Genomic DNA, 13,157 nt, shown 5'->3' with positions numbered 1-13,157 from the left:
ATTTCAATAGTCGAGATTTTGACTATCTATTTGATCTATGTGCGCGCCTCGCGTCAACCTTGGGTCCGACTCGATGTTCCGCGAGGGAAGCACGCATGTCGGTCGAGGCCCGCGAGGCGCGACAACCCTGGATCCTGCTTTCGCCCGCGCTGACGGCGGTGACCTTCCTGCTGTTCGTGCCGCTGCTCTTCATCGTGGTCTATTCGTTCTGGCTGAGCTCGGCCACGGGCGCGGACATTCCCGCCTTCTCCTTCGAGAACTGGGAAGAGGCGCTGACCGACCCTTTCTACCGCGACATCCTGCTCAACACGCTGAAGATCGCCGGCATCACCACGATCGTCTGCGCGCTGATGGGCTATCCGGCCGCCTATTTCATCGCGCGCGCCAGGGGCAACAAGGCCTTCCTGCTGCTCTTGCTGATCCTGCCCTTCTGGATCAGCTACATCATCCGCACGATGAGCTGGATCAACATCCTGGGCGTCTCGGGCGCGGTGAACTGGCTGCTGGTGAACCTCGGGCTGACGGAAGAGCCGATCCAGATGCTTTACAACGAGACCACCGTGATCCTTGGCCTCGTGCATTTCCTGCTGCCTTTCATGGTGCTCAACGTCTTCGTCAGCCTCGACGGCATCGACACCAACCTCGAGGACGCGGCGACCTCGCTGGGCGCGACGAAATGGCAGGCCTTCCTGCAGGTGACGCTGCCGCTTTCGCTGCCCGGTCTCGCGGCGGGCGGCCTGCTCTGCTTCGTGCTCGGCGCTGGCACCTACATCACGCCCATGGTGCTGGGCGGGCCGCGCGACGCCATGTTCGCCAACCTCGTCTACGAGGCGATCATCACGCAGCTCAACTGGCCGCTGGGCTCGGCGCTGTCGCTCATGCTGCTAATCGTGCTCGGCGCGCTGGTTCTGATCTACAACCGCTATCTCGGGATGGCCCAGCTGGTGAAGGGGCTGGGCTGATGGGATGGCATCTGATCAGGCTCTGGACGCTGTTGGTCTACGGCTTCATGTTCCTGCCGGTCGCGGTGGTGGTGCTGCTGTCGTTCAACGCGAGCCAGTTCGGCAGCTTCCCCATGACCGGCTTTTCCTTCCGCTGGTTCGTGGAGCTGGCGCAGAACGACGCGATCCTGCGGGCCTTCCGCACCTCGCTGATCCTGGGGGCGCTCACGGCGCTCATCTCGACCACGCTGGGCGTTCTGGCCTCGCTCGCGCTGGTGCGCTACCGGGTGCCCGCCGCCAACATGATCACCACGCTTCTGATCGCGCCGATCCTGGTGCCGGAGGTGGTGCTGGCGGTGGCGCTGCTGCTGTTTCTGAACTTCCTCGACCTGCCCAAGAGCTTTCCCATGCTGCTTCTGGGGCACGTGATCTTCACGCTGCCTTTCGTGATCCTCGTGGTGCAGGCCCGGCTGGTGTCGATCCGGCGCGACGTGGAGGAGGCGGCGCTGAGCCTCGGCGCCTCGCCGGTGCAGACCTTCTTCCAGATCACGCTGCCGCTGATGCTGCCGGCGGTGCTGGCGGGTGCGCTCTTCGCCTTCACGATCAGCTTCGACGACATCACCGGCACGCTTTTCTGGAAGCCCGGCGGGGTCGAGACGGTGCCGACGCAGATCTTCTCGATGCTGCGCAACTCCATCTCGCCCGAGATCAACGCGCTCGGCACCGTGATGATCCTGCTCACCGTGGGCGTGCCGCTGTTGGGCCTCGCGCTCGCGCGGGCGCTCGCGACAAGGAGCGGCGGATGAAACCGCCGCCGATCACCCAAACGAAACAAGGAGTATGACGATGACGCGAAAGATCGACGACACCACCCGCTACGAGCGGCTTCTCGAACGCTATCGCAACGGCGATCTCGACCGCCGCAGCTTTCTGGGGCTGATCGGGGCGGCCGGCGTGGCCTATGGCCTGCAGACGCCCTTCGCGAAATACGCCCACGCCCAGGACGTGAGCCAGATCCGCTTCGACGGCTGGGGCGGCGTGGTGTCCGAGGCGTTCCGCGAATACGCCTTCGACCCCTACACCGAGAAGACCGGGATCGAGGTGGTGGACGGCACCTTCTCGGGCGGGGACGAATACCTCGCGCAAGTCCGCGCGAGCCAGCCCGGCGAATACAACATCGCGCATCTGTCGGGCGTCTTCGACTATGCGCGCTACAAGAACTTCGACCTGACCACCCAGCTCAACCTCGACAACATCCCGAACTTCGAGCTGGTGATGGATCGGCTCGTCGAGCCCTACCGCGCGATCACGCCCGACGCGCTTTCGGCGGTGCCCTACAACTACGGCACCACGGGCCTCGCCTACAATCGTGCCTACATCTCCGACGAGGAGATGAAGGAGAAGGGCGCGCGCAGTCTGATAGACCCGGCCTACGAGGGCAAGATCGGCGGCTGGTCCGACTGGCGCACGCGGATCTGGTACGGGGCGCTCGCCACCGATCAGGACCCCAACGACATCCAGGACATGGAGGCCGTCTGGGACGCCATCCGCCAGCATCGCGACCTCGCGTTGAAATACTGGGGCTCGGGCGCGGAGCTCATGAGCCTGCTGGCCGAGGAAGAGATCTACGTCACCGAGGGCTGGTCGGGCCGTATCGCCGCGCTGCAGGAGCAGGGCCACGACATCGGCTACTACGATCCGCCCAACGGCTTCGGCTGGCAGGAATGCCTCTTCGTCATCAAGGGCTCGCCGGTGGCGGCCTGCGAGGAGCTGCTGAATTTCATGCTGGCGCCCGAGACCTCGATCGCTGTGGCCGAGGGGCAGAACTACCCGCCCGCGCTCGACGGCACCAAGGTGGACCTCGGCGACAAGATCCCGACGCTGCCCGCCTACGACCCGACGGGCACGCTCTCGGGGCTCACCTTCGCCGATCCGGAATACTGGAACGGCAACGAGGCCGAGTGGTCCAAGGAGTTCAGCCGCGTCCAGCGCGGATATTGAGGCAAGCGGGCGGTCCCGGCGACGGGGCCGCCCCGCGCGGGAGGAGCGCGATGAAGGGCAGGACCGACGGAGTTTCGCGCCCGCGGAAGGGCAGCGCCCGACCGCGGGTGGACGCCAAAGCGCCCGCCCGGGGGGGCGGTCGGGCGCTGCCCGGGCCGCTGGCCCGGGCGGGTGAGCGGATTGGCAGCTTCGCGCGCGTGCACCAGACCAGCCTCGAGAACCAGGGGGCCACCTTCGCAACCCCCCCTCTCCACTCGGGTTGCGGTCCAGCCCGCCATGGCCCGGCGGAACCGCCGGGCCGCGCCCGACCCTCCCCCCGGGAGGGCGCACGGAGGCTCGGACGCGCTGCCCGGTCCGATCCAAAAGGGGCATGGCCGCGCACAGCCTCGCCGTCGCGGCCGCCATCCGAGGGTCGGGCGCGGCCCTCCCCGTGCGGCTCCGCGACAAGGAGGCCCGCGGCATGAGCTCCGTCCACCTCAAGGACATCGTCAAGCGCTTCGGCAGCTTCACGGCCGTCCATCAGACCAACCTCGAGATCGAGGAGGGGGCCTTCGTCACGCTCCTCGGCCCTTCGGGCTGCGGCAAGACCACCAACCTGCGCATGATCGCCGGCCTGCTCGATCCCACCGAGGGCGAGATCCTGATCGGCGGGCGGCGGATGAACGACGTGCCGATTCACAAGCGCAACCTGGGCCTCGTCTTCCAGAACTACGCGCTCTTCCCGCACAAGACCGTGGCGGAGAACGTGGCCTTCGGGCTGAAATACCGCGACGTGCCGAAATCCGACATCCCCGGAAAGGTGCAGCGCGCGCTCGACCTCGTGCAGCTGCCCGACGTGGGCGAGCGCTATCCCAAGGCGCTCTCCGGCGGGCAGCAGCAGCGCATCGCGCTTGCCCGCGCCATCGTGATCGAGCCCGACGTGCTGCTTCTGGACGAGCCGCTCTCGGCGCTCGACGCCAACCTGCGCGAGGACATGCGCGTGGAACTCAAGCGCATCCAGGATCAGATCGGCGTGACCACCGTCTTTGTCACGCACGACCAATCCGAGGCGCTGGCCATGTCCGATCGGATCGTCGTGATGTCGAACGGTCGGGTCGAGCAGGTGGGCAGCCCCGAAGAGGTCTACAACACGCCCAGCTCCGAATTCGTCGCGCGTTTCCTCGGTGCCTCGAACATCCTCGAGGCGCAGGCCAAGGGCCGCGAGAACGGCGCCGTCATGCTGGAGACGCCGATCTTCGGCCGCTTGCCCGTGCCGGTGGAAAAGGCGCCCCGGCTCAATGGCGACGGGTCTGCCAAGCTGGTGATCCGGGCCGAGAAGCTGCTGCTCTGCCCGCGCGGCGCGGCGGGCGAGGGCGTGGCGACGGTCGATGCCCGCGTCGAGACCGTGGACTACCAGGGTCAGGCGGTGCGCTATTTCGTACGCGCCGGCGACACCCAGCTTCAGGCTATCAACATGATCGACGGACACCCCTTCGCCGAAGGCGCGGAGGTCACCCTGCACCTGCGCCCGCGCGACTGCGCTGCGCTGCCGGAGGATCGATGAGCGAAAGACCCCCTTCCCATCTCTTCTACCAGGGCCGCCAGCGCCGCCCGGTGCTGGACCAGGCGCGCGGCATCCACATGTGGGACGTGGACGGGCGGCGCTACATCGACGGCTCGTCGGGCGCGATGGTCTGCAACATCGGCCATTCCAACCCCCGCGTGCTGGAGGCGATGCAGCGGCAGATGGCGCGCTCGACCTTCGGCTACCGCCTGCATTTCGAGACCGAGGCGAGCGAAGCGCTGGCGCGGCGGACGGCCGAGCTGCTGCCGGGCGATCTCGAGCGGGTCTTCTTCGTCTCGGGCGGGTCGGAGGCGGTGGAATCTGCCCTGAAGCTCGCCCGCCAATGGGCGCTGGCGACCGGCCAGGGCAGCCGCTGGAAGGTGATCTCGCGCTTCCCCTCCTACCACGGGTCCACTCTGGGCGCGCTGGCCACGACCGGCTACGACGCGCTCACCGACCCCTTCGCGCCGATGATGCGGATGATGCCGCGGGTGCCGGCGCCGCGGGCCTATCTCGACGGGCTCGACCCCGCCGACCCGGCGACGGGCCGCCACTACGCCGACATGCTTGCCGCGAAGATCGAGGAGGAGGGGCCCGAGAGCGTGCTGGCCTTCATCCTCGAGCCGGTGGGCGGGGCCTCCACCGGCGCGCTGGTGCCGCCGGCGGGCTACATGGAGCGGGTGGCCGAGATCTGCCGCCACTACGGCATCCTGCTGATCTACGACGAGGTGATGACCGGAGCGGGGCGCACGGGCCGGTTCACGGCCGCCGAGCACTGGGGCGTCACGCCGGACATCATGGTGCTGTCCAAGGGCTTCGCGGCGGGCTACGTGCCCCTAGGCGCGATGGCCGCGCCCCCGCGCCTCGTCGAGCCGGTCCTCGACGCGGGCGGTTTCGTGCACGGCTACACCTACGCCGGCAATCCGCTGGCCTGCGCGGCGGGCCTCGCCGTGGTGGAAGAGATCGAGCGGCAGGGGCTGGTGCGCAACGCCGCGGCCATGGGCGAAGAGCTGATGGAGCGCCTGCGCGGCCTGATGCAGCGGTATCCCCTCATCGGCGACGTGCGGGGCATGGGGCTGCTCACCGCCTTCGAATTCGTCGCGGACAGGCAGAGCATGGAGCCGCTGCCGCCGCGCCTGAACGCGCATCAGCGCTTCGTGGACATGGCCTACGAGCGGGGCCTGATCGTCTATTCGCGCCGCACGCGGGGCGGCTACGCGGGCGATCACGTCCTCGTCGCCCCGCCGCTGATCGTGACCGCGGCGGACCTCGACGAGATCGCGGAAATCCTCGACGACACGCTCGCGGCCTTCTCGGCCGAAATCGAGGCGGAACTCGCGGCGGCCTGAATGTCCAAGATCCTCATCACCTGCGCGCTCACCGGCTCGATCCACACGCCGTCGATGTCGCCCTACCTGCCCGTGCGGCCAGAAGAGATCGCCGCGCAGGGAGTCGCGGCCGCCGAGGCCGGCGCGGCGATCCTGCACCTGCACGCCCGCGACCCCGAGAACGGGCGCCCCTCGGCGGATCCCGCGCATTTCATGGCTTTCCTGCCGACGCTGCGGGACGAGACCGAGGCGGTGCTGAACCTCTCGACGGGGGGCAGCGCGGTCATGGCGCTCGACGATCGGCTGGCCGCCCCCCTTCAGGCGGCGCCCGAGATGGCCTCGCTCAACATGGGAACGATGAACTTCGCGCTCTACCCGATGGCCGCGAAGATCACCGAGTGGCGCCACGACTGGGAGAAACCCTTTCTCGAAGGCTCCGACGACCTGGTGTTCAAGAACACGCCGCGCGACATCGCCCGCATCCTGACCGAGCTGGGGCAGGAGCGCGGCGCGCGCTTCGAGTTCGAGTGCTACGACGTGGGCCACCTCTATATGCTGCGGCACTTCGCCGACCGGGGGCTGGTGGAGCCACCCTATTTCATCCAGTTCGTCTTCGGCGTCCTGGGCGGGATCGGCGCGGACCCCGAGAACCTCGACCACATGAAGCGCATCGCGGACCGGCTTTTCGGCGAGGACTACGCCTTTTCTGTCCTCGCCGCGGGGCGGCACCAGATGCCCTTCGCCGCCAAGGCCGCCGCGCTGGGCGGGCACGTGCGCGTGGGGCTGGAGGATTCGCTCACCATCGGGCCCGGAGAGCTCGCCAGGAGCAACGCCGAGCAGGTGGCGAAGGTGCGCAAGATCGTCGAGGATCTGGGCCGCACGCCTGCGACGCCGCCAGAGGCCCGCGCGATGCTGGGGCTCAAGGGCGCTGACAAGGTGGCCTTCTGATGACGGCCCTGATGCCTCCTCCGGGCGCGGCGCGCCCAAGCTGCGCGCGCCGCGGCAGACCCGGGGTGCCGGAGGTTGAGCGGCCGAAGCGGGCATTGTCGTTGCGCTTGCCGCGTTGCCGCCCGCAGCCTCTGACGGCCATGCCTTCACCCACCCCTCGCGTCCCGCAGCTTCCTCTTGCCCGAAATACTCCGGGGGACCTGGGGCTGGCCCCCGGGACGCCGCTGCAGCCCGCGACCCGACAGGGGCTGCGCGCATGATCCGCCTGCGCCTTGCGGAGCGCGCGGACGCGCCGCGCCTGAACGCGTCGCTGGCGCAGCTTTCCGCCGCGCTCGGCGACACGCACCGCGCGAGCGATGCGCAACTGGCCGAGGCGGGTTGGGGCCCGACACCGCTTTTCCGGGCGCAACTGGCCGAGGCGGCGGGTGAGATTCTCGGTGCGGCGATGTATTCGCCCGTCTTCTCCACGGCGCTGGGCGGGCCGGGCGCCTATGTCTCCGATCTCTGGGTGGCCGAGGCGGCGCGCGGGCAGGGGCTCGGCCCGCGCCTTCTGCGCGCGGTCTTCGCCGACGCCGCGCGGGAATGGGGTGCGATCTATCTTCGGCTCGTCACCGGCCGCGACAACACCCGCGCGCGCGCCTTCTATGCGCGCATGGGATTCGAGGAAGCCACGGGCGACGTGCTGCTCCTGCTGACAGCCGAGCGGTTGCGGCAGGGCGAGACAGGGGAGAGCACAGACTGATGCGAGCCGTCTTCGATGCGCGACAGGAGCGCCACGATCCGCAGTTCTTTCTGGTCAACGGCGCGATGCGCCCAAGCCCGGAACAGCCCGAGCGCGTCGCGCGCCTCAAGGCCGGGGCCGAGCGTGCCGGCTGCACCTTCGAGGCGCCGGCCGATCACGGTCTGGGGCCGATCGCCGCGGTGCACAGCGCGGAATACGTCGACTTCCTGCGCACGATCTACCCGCGCTGGCAGCGGATCGAGGGGGCGGGGCCAGAGGTGATCCCCAACATCCACCCGGCCCGGCGCAGCGACGGCTATCCGAAGAGCGCCGTGGGGCAGGCCGGCTGGCACCAGGGCGACACCGCCTGTCCCATCTCGGAGCACACCTGGGAAAGCGCCTACTGGTCGGCGCAGACCGCCGTAAGCGGGGCCGAGGCGCTTCTGACCGGCGAGCAGGCGGTCTATGCCCTCTCGCGCCCGCCGGGACACCACGCCTTCGCCGATCTTGCTGGCGGATTCTGCTTTCTCAACAATTCCGCCATCGCGGCCGCGCATTTGCTGCGGGCGGGCCGGCGTCCCGCGATCCTCGACGTGGACGTGCACCACGGCAATGGCACGCAGGGGATCTTCTACGCGCGCAGCGACGTGCTCACCGTCTCGCTGCACGCCGATCCCGAGCGCTTCTACCCGTTCTACTGGGGCTACGCGCAGGAGCGGGGCGAAGGCGCGGGGATCGGGGCCAATCTCAACCTCCCGCTGGCGCGCGGTACGCGAGACGAGGACTATCTTCGCGCGCTCGACACCGCGCTGCGGCGGATCGAGGCCTTCGGCGCGGATGCGGTCGTCGTCGCGCTGGGGCTCGATGCGCACGAAAACGACCCGTTCCAGGGGCTCGCCATCTCCACGCCGGGGTTCGCCCGGATCACGGCGGCGGTCAGGGCGCTCGGCCTGCCAACGCTCTACGTGCAGGAGGGCGGCTATCTCTCGGACGATCTGGGCCCCAATCTGAGCTCTGCGCTGGAAGGGGCGCAGGGCTGATCCGATGCCCGCGCTCGGGCGCAGCTCACCGGCGCGGGCCCGAGCTTCAGCGGCCGGTCCAGTCCGGCGCGCGTTTCTCGGCGAAGGCGCGGGCGCCTTCGAGCGCGTCGTCGGATGCCTCGACACGGTCCCAGAGCGCATCGTTGGCCGCCCAGAGCTCGACCTCCGCCGTGGCCGCGGCATCGCGCGCGAGCGCGAGCGCAGAGCGCACCGCGAGCGGCGCGTTTTCGGCGATCCGGCCGGCGAGGGACAGCGCCGAGTCGAGCAGGACCGCCGGTGGCACCACCCGGTTGACGAGTCCCAGCGCATGGGCGCGGTCGGCCTCGATGAGCTCGCCCGTCAGCAGGATCTCGTTGGCGATCGCCGGCGGGATTCGCCGGGGCAGCCGGATCGTGCCGCCGCCGGCCGGGAAGAGGCCGCGCTTGACCTCTGGCAGGCCGAACTTCGCGCCCTCCGCCGCGACGACCATGTCGCAGGCGAGGACGATCTCGAAGCCCCCCGCCAGCGCCGCGCCCTGAACGGCGGCGATCACGGGCTTGGTCCGCTGCGCGTTGGCGAAGCCGGCGAAGCGGTCGGGATCGGTCAGGCCGGGGCGTTGACCCTCGGCGAAGGCGGCGAGATCCATGCCGGCGCAGAACGCGCGCCCGCGCCCCGCAAGCACGACGGCGCGCACGTCGTCGTCCGCCTCGATCTCGGGCAGCGCGGCGCGCATCGCTGCCGTCATCGCCTCGTCCACCGCGTTCAGCCGGTCCGGCCGGTTCAGCCAGAGCACGGCCACATGCCCCTGCCGCTCGATCTCGATCTCGCTCACCGCGCGCCTCCCCTGTGACCCTCTGCGCGATCAGGGATGCACGCAGGCCGCTGCCCTGTCCACTCCTGCCGGGTCGCGCAGGACCGGCGCGTCATGGCACGAAGAAGGTGGCGGTGGCGGTGGCGACCGCCTTGCCGGAGGGCTCCGCGAGCAGTGTCGCCCTGGCGAAGACGAGCGCCTTGCCGGCGCGCACGACCTCGGCGCGGCACAGCACCGAGTCGCCGGTGCCCGGCCGCAGGAACTGCGTGTCGAGGTTCGTGGTCGCAACCGGGCGGAAGGCGCCGAAATGCGCCGCCGCCGCAATGACCATCGAGGTGTCGGCCAGCGCCGCAAGCGCCTGTCCCGAGATGATTCCGCCCACACGGGCGAGCTCGGGCGTGATCGGCACGCGCAGGTCTGCGCTGCCTTCGCCCACTGCCGCGACGGCGGGCTTCAGCGCCAGCACCCAAGGTGCGAAATTCTCTTCCAGCCCGCGCTGGGCCGCCTCGACGTCGAACATGTCCCTCCCTCCGTATCGGCGCGCCGACCATGCACCGGCCGGGGCGCCCTTGTCACGAGGCCCTGCAATTGCTGCCGCAGCGGCTCCGTGCGCCGTTGCTCCGCCCCGCGGCTTCTGAGAGAGTGAAGGAAGTCCGCGAAGCAGGAGGCCCCATGAGCCCACGTGCCGCCTTCGTTCCCCTGGCGCTGATCGCCGCCGGCTGCGCCGCAGTGACAGCCATGCCCGAGCCGCCGGAGGGGCGGGCGCTCTATGCCGATTACTGCGCCGTCTGCCACGGCCCGGAGGGCCGCGGGGACGGGCCGCTGGCGGGAGAGGGCGGGCTCCGCCCGGCAGACCTGACGCGGATCGCGGCGCGTAACGGCGGAACCTTTCCGCGTGCCGAGGTTCTTTCCACGATAGACGGTTACACGCGCGGTCAGGTGGAAGGGCCGGAGATGCCGGAATTCGGCGAGTTGCTGATGGGCGAGACCGTGCCGGTCGACACCGGCGACGGCCTGCTTTCCCCCGTGCCCCGCCCGCTGGCCGCGCTGCTCGTCTATCTCGAAAGCATCCAGGAGGTGCCCTCTTGACCCGCGTCGCCTTCACGCTCGCCGCGCTCGTCGCCGCGACCCCGCTCGCCGCGCAGGACCCCGAGGTCGGCAAGGCGCTCTACCGCACCCACTGCGCCGCCTGTCACGGCATGGAGGGCGAGGGGAACGGGCCGATGGCGGCCATCCTCACGCTGCTGCCCACCGATCTTACGGCACTCAGCGCTGCGAAAGACGGCGTCTTTCCCACGACCGACGTCGTCCGGCGGATCGACGGGCGCGATCCGCTGGTGGCACACGGCAGCCCGATGCCGGTCTACGGCGATTTCTTCGAGGGTGGCGCGATGGTCGCGGTCAAGGCGCCTTCCGGCCAGCCGATCATGACGACCGAGCCGGTGGCCGACCTCGTCGCCTGGCTGCGCAGCGTCCAGGACTGAACTCAGGCGCGGCAGATCCCCTCCGTCTCGGCGCCGGCCCATGGAATCACAACCTCGGAAGTGCCGAGCGCCGCGTCGAGATCGCCCATCGGAATCTCCTGCGCGAGCATCGCGCGCAGCCGCGCGGTTCGTGGGGCTTCCGGGTCGAGCACGGCGCAGCAGACGTATTCCTCCATGATCGCGCCCTGCTGCTCGAAGCCGAAGCTCAGGAAATCCGCCGTCTGTTCCTCGAAGAGATAGGGGTCGTCCGACCGGACGTGCTCGGCCGCCGCCCGGAACGGGTGATAGCCGGTGCGGTCGCGGTGCTGCCACTGCCAGACGTGGGTGAGCTCGTGCGCGAGCAGCATCGCCTCGGCGAGGTAGAGCCGCTCGGGAAAGCCCGGCATGAAATCGGGCGCGTAGAGGTCGCGGCGATAGAAGATCCGGTTGAAGAGCGCGATCGCGCCGGGTGACACCTCGACCGGCTCGCCCACCTCGCCCGGCGGCCAGATCCGTTCGCGGCAGGTGGTGCGCGGGCGCGGCGGACGCACCCAGGTGTAGGAGCCCACCAGCGCGCCGTCGTGCAGCCTGATCCGGTCCAGGTGGAGGGATTCGCCGTGCGTGAGCGCCGCGAAGGCGCGCTCGCCCTGCGTGAGCGGCCGCGCGCAGGCGGCGAGGAGCAGACAGGCGAGGATCAGGGCGATGCGGCGCATGGCCGCGAGCATAGGGGCGCACCGGGGGCGGGCAAGGGGCCTGTCGCGGGGAACCGCGGGCCGCCCTGCCGGATTGGTCCGAGATGAGCGAAGCCGAGACCGAGCGCACCGTGATCGTGCACGAAACCACGCGCCCCCCGCGCGAAGGGCTCTGGCTGGCCTTCCTCGCCGTGGCGCCCTTTCCGCTCGCCGTGCTCGCGCTGTGGCTCTTGCCTGACGCGCCGGTGCGTGAGGCCGTGCGGCTCTGGGGTGCGGCGCTGCTGCTCTTCTTCTCCGGCGTGCGCCGCGGCCTGAGTTTCCGCACCGAGGGCGGCGCGACGCGGGCGCAGATGGCGATCTTCGCCTGGCTCTTCGCCGCCGGCCTCGCGGCGCTGCTCCTGCCATTGCAGGGCGCGCTGTGGCTGCTGATCGCGGGCTTCGCCAGCCTCGGCGCGCTCGACCCCTGGGCCGCGGGTCGCGGCGAAGCCCCGCTGTGGTTCGCGGGGCTCCGGGTCGTGCAGATGCCGGTGGCGGCGGCCGGCCTGCTGGGGGTCGCTCTGCTGTGATGCAGGTGGGCCGCATCGCGGCACGCCTTGCGTCGAAGGACCGAAGGAGACTGAGGATGTCCTACTGGCGTTTCGCCGCGATGATCGCGACCTCTACGGTCGTGATGTTCGGGCTGATGTATCTCAACACCTACGTCTGGTCGCATGTGTTCTGGAGCGAGACGCGCGCCTACATGGCCGTGCTCATGGGGGCCAGCATGGCGATCATCATGCTCAGCTTCATGCTGGGGATGTATCGCAACAGGGCGATCAATGCGGCCATCTATGCGCTCGCCGTCGTCGCCTTCGGCGGGTCGCTCTGGCTGGTGCGCAGTCAGGTGACCGTGGATGGCGAAAGCTACATGCGGGCGATGATCCCGCACCACTCCATCGCCATCCTGACCAGCAGCCGCGCCGAGATCGAGGATCCGCGCGTGCGCAAGCTGGCCGACGAGATCATCGCCGCGCAGCAGAAGGAGATCTCGGAGATGCGCTACCTGATCGCTGTGCTGGAGGGCGAGGTGGACGCAGAGGTGCCGCCCTCGATGCAGGAGCCGAAGACGTCCGCACCGGTTGCAGATGTGGAGGGCGCGCTCGCCGGGCCGACGCTCGCCACCCTCGATGCCGCGGACATGACTGCGGCGGAGATCGACCGCGCCACCGGCGGCGCCGAGGTGCGCTGCCGCTTCACCCGCACCACGCGCAGCGATCCGGTCCTCGTCACATGGGCGGGCGACGACGGGGCGCGGGCGGCGATGAAGCTGAGCGGCCGGATCGTGCCTCTGACCGAGATGCCTGGCACGCGCGACGGCACGCTGCCCGGCGATGGCCGCGTCTTTCGCGCGAACGGCCTGAGACTGGAGATCGTGCCGCGCGACGCGGACGACACGGCCGACCTGCGCTTCAAGCTCTCCGAAGGGTTGACGGTGGGCTACCGGGGAACCTGGGCTTGCGCTTGAGGGCGCTCCGCCGCCTTCGCCCGTCTCATGTGCCGGTCGCCCTTGATCGCGGCAGCACGCTGCCGTGGAGCGCCCGAACCCTGCGCCTGACGAAAGGCCCGCTCAGCGCGAAGCTCCCGACCACGGACATACCGTTGCCTGCGCCGCGCCGATGGTCTAGGCGCTGCGCGACGCAGAGGGAGCGAC

The 13,157-nt window shown here is 69.8% G+C and carries 15 protein-coding genes; 12 read left to right on the top strand and 3 right to left on the bottom strand.

The genetic code is table 11. The annotated features are described in order from the left end of the window. Positions 1–95 precede the first annotated feature (95 nt). From DRV85_RS04925 to DRV85_RS04890, 8 genes are all read left to right on the top strand, one after another. Positions 96–962 carry an ABC transporter permease gene (locus tag DRV85_RS04925; protein WP_113288314.1) on the top strand — a complete coding sequence of 289 codons (867 nt, stop codon included), beginning with the start codon at positions 96–98 and terminating at the stop codon, positions 960–962. Beyond that, positions 962–1,747: an ABC transporter permease gene (locus tag DRV85_RS04920; protein ID WP_113288313.1), complete on the top strand. Its 786-nt coding sequence runs from the start codon at positions 962–964 to the stop codon at positions 1,745–1,747. The genes DRV85_RS04925 and DRV85_RS04920 overlap by 1 nt, the downstream gene beginning before the upstream one ends. Positions 1,748–1,799: 52 nt before the next feature. Next, the gene (locus DRV85_RS04915) at positions 1,800–2,942 is read left to right on the top strand and encodes an ABC transporter substrate-binding protein (RefSeq protein ID WP_113288379.1); all 1,143 of its coding nucleotides are present in this window, start codon (positions 1,800–1,802) and stop codon (positions 2,940–2,942) included. A 460-nt stretch (positions 2,943–3,402) separates the two neighbouring features. After that, complete coding sequence (locus DRV85_RS04910) at positions 3,403–4,485, top strand: ABC transporter ATP-binding protein (RefSeq protein WP_113288378.1); 1,083 nt, start codon at positions 3,403–3,405, stop codon at positions 4,483–4,485. Then, positions 4,482–5,834 (top strand): aminotransferase family protein, encoded by a 1,353-nt coding sequence (locus DRV85_RS04905; protein WP_113288312.1) that lies wholly within the window; start codon positions 4,482–4,484, stop codon positions 5,832–5,834. Before DRV85_RS04910 ends, DRV85_RS04905 begins: the two co-directional genes overlap by 4 nt. Next, on the top strand, positions 5,835–6,761 hold the full coding sequence (kce, locus tag DRV85_RS04900; protein ID WP_113288311.1) for a 3,5-dioxohexanoate:acetyl-CoA acetone transferase: 927 nt from the start codon (positions 5,835–5,837) through the stop codon (positions 6,759–6,761). Between the two features lie 256 nt (positions 6,762–7,017). Next, a complete protein-coding gene (locus DRV85_RS04895; protein WP_113288310.1) occupies positions 7,018–7,503 on the top strand; it encodes a GNAT family N-acetyltransferase in 486 nt (161 codons plus the stop codon). Then, a complete protein-coding gene (locus DRV85_RS04890; RefSeq protein ID WP_113288309.1) occupies positions 7,503–8,522 on the top strand; it encodes a histone deacetylase family protein in 1,020 nt (339 codons plus the stop codon). The genes DRV85_RS04895 and DRV85_RS04890 overlap by 1 nt, the downstream gene beginning before the upstream one ends. Before the next feature lie 46 nt (positions 8,523–8,568). Here DRV85_RS04890 and DRV85_RS04885 read toward each other — a convergent pair whose 3' ends face one another. Together DRV85_RS04885 and DRV85_RS04880 are read right to left on the bottom strand one after the other, a co-directional pair. After that, positions 8,569–9,333 (bottom strand): crotonase/enoyl-CoA hydratase family protein, encoded by a 765-nt coding sequence (locus DRV85_RS04885; RefSeq protein ID WP_113288308.1) that lies wholly within the window; start codon positions 9,331–9,333, stop codon positions 8,569–8,571. Positions 9,334–9,424: 91 nt separating this feature from the next. Next, entirely contained in the window at positions 9,425–9,832 is a 408-nt protein-coding gene (locus DRV85_RS04880) for a PaaI family thioesterase (protein ID WP_113288307.1), read from the bottom strand. A 152-nt stretch (positions 9,833–9,984) separates the two neighbouring features. On the opposite strand from DRV85_RS04880, the gene DRV85_RS04875 reads away from it, so the two are divergent. Both DRV85_RS04875 and DRV85_RS04870 read left to right on the top strand, forming a co-directional pair. Continuing rightward, entirely contained in the window at positions 9,985–10,401 is a 417-nt protein-coding gene (locus DRV85_RS04875; protein WP_113288306.1) for a c-type cytochrome, read from the top strand. Then, complete coding sequence (locus DRV85_RS04870) at positions 10,398–10,796, top strand: c-type cytochrome (RefSeq protein WP_113288305.1); 399 nt, start codon at positions 10,398–10,400, stop codon at positions 10,794–10,796. Before DRV85_RS04875 ends, DRV85_RS04870 begins: the two co-directional genes overlap by 4 nt. 2 nt (positions 10,797–10,798) lie before the next feature. Here DRV85_RS04870 and DRV85_RS04865 read toward each other — a convergent pair whose 3' ends face one another. Then, positions 10,799–11,488: a hypothetical protein gene (locus DRV85_RS04865; RefSeq protein ID WP_113288377.1), complete on the bottom strand. Its 690-nt coding sequence runs from the start codon at positions 11,486–11,488 to the stop codon at positions 10,799–10,801. An 83-nt stretch (positions 11,489–11,571) separates the two neighbouring features. Here DRV85_RS04865 and DRV85_RS04860 point away from each other — a divergent pair, with 83 nt between their 5' ends. Both DRV85_RS04860 and DRV85_RS04855 read left to right on the top strand, forming a co-directional pair. Further along, complete coding sequence (locus tag DRV85_RS04860; RefSeq protein ID WP_113288304.1) at positions 11,572–12,033, top strand: DUF3429 domain-containing protein; 462 nt, start codon at positions 11,572–11,574, stop codon at positions 12,031–12,033. A 56-nt stretch (positions 12,034–12,089) separates the two neighbouring features. Continuing rightward, a complete protein-coding gene (locus DRV85_RS04855) occupies positions 12,090–12,971 on the top strand; it encodes a DUF305 domain-containing protein (protein WP_113288303.1) in 882 nt (293 codons plus the stop codon). The last annotated feature ends 186 nt before the right edge of the window (positions 12,972–13,157 follow it).

This window comes from Rhodosalinus halophilus, assembly GCF_003298775.1.
GTDB lineage: Bacteria > Pseudomonadota > Alphaproteobacteria > Rhodobacterales > Rhodobacteraceae > Rhodosalinus > Rhodosalinus halophilus.
This window is presented reverse-complemented; position numbering and strand designations above follow the sequence as displayed.

Bases quoted from the DNA above. Each gene is read 5' to 3' on its own strand.
- kce (WP_113288311.1), top strand. From the start codon at position 5,835: ATGTCCAAGATCCTCATCACCTGCGCGCTCACCGGCTCGATCCACACG.
- DRV85_RS04860 (WP_113288304.1), top strand. From the start codon at position 11,572: ATGAGCGAAGCCGAGACCGAGCGCACCGTGATCGTGCACGAAACCACG.
- DRV85_RS04905 (WP_113288312.1), top strand. From the start codon at position 4,482: ATGAGCGAAAGACCCCCTTCCCATCTCTTCTACCAGGGCCGCCAGCGC.
- DRV85_RS04895 (WP_113288310.1), top strand. From the start codon at position 7,018: ATGATCCGCCTGCGCCTTGCGGAGCGCGCGGACGCGCCGCGCCTGAAC.
- DRV85_RS04875 (WP_113288306.1), top strand. From the start codon at position 9,985: ATGAGCCCACGTGCCGCCTTCGTTCCCCTGGCGCTGATCGCCGCCGGC.
- DRV85_RS04910 (WP_113288378.1), top strand. From the start codon at position 3,403: ATGAGCTCCGTCCACCTCAAGGACATCGTCAAGCGCTTCGGCAGCTTC.
- DRV85_RS04880 (WP_113288307.1), bottom strand. From the start codon at position 9,832: ATGTTCGACGTCGAGGCGGCCCAGCGCGGGCTGGAAGAGAATTTCGCA.
- DRV85_RS04865 (WP_113288377.1), bottom strand. From the start codon at position 11,488: ATGCGCCGCATCGCCCTGATCCTCGCCTGTCTGCTCCTCGCCGCCTGC.
- DRV85_RS04890 (WP_113288309.1), top strand. From the start codon at position 7,503: ATGCGAGCCGTCTTCGATGCGCGACAGGAGCGCCACGATCCGCAGTTC.
- DRV85_RS04925 (WP_113288314.1), top strand. From the start codon at position 96: ATGTCGGTCGAGGCCCGCGAGGCGCGACAACCCTGGATCCTGCTTTCG.
- DRV85_RS04920 (WP_113288313.1), top strand. From the start codon at position 962: ATGGGATGGCATCTGATCAGGCTCTGGACGCTGTTGGTCTACGGCTTC.
- DRV85_RS04855 (WP_113288303.1), top strand. From the start codon at position 12,090: ATGTCCTACTGGCGTTTCGCCGCGATGATCGCGACCTCTACGGTCGTG.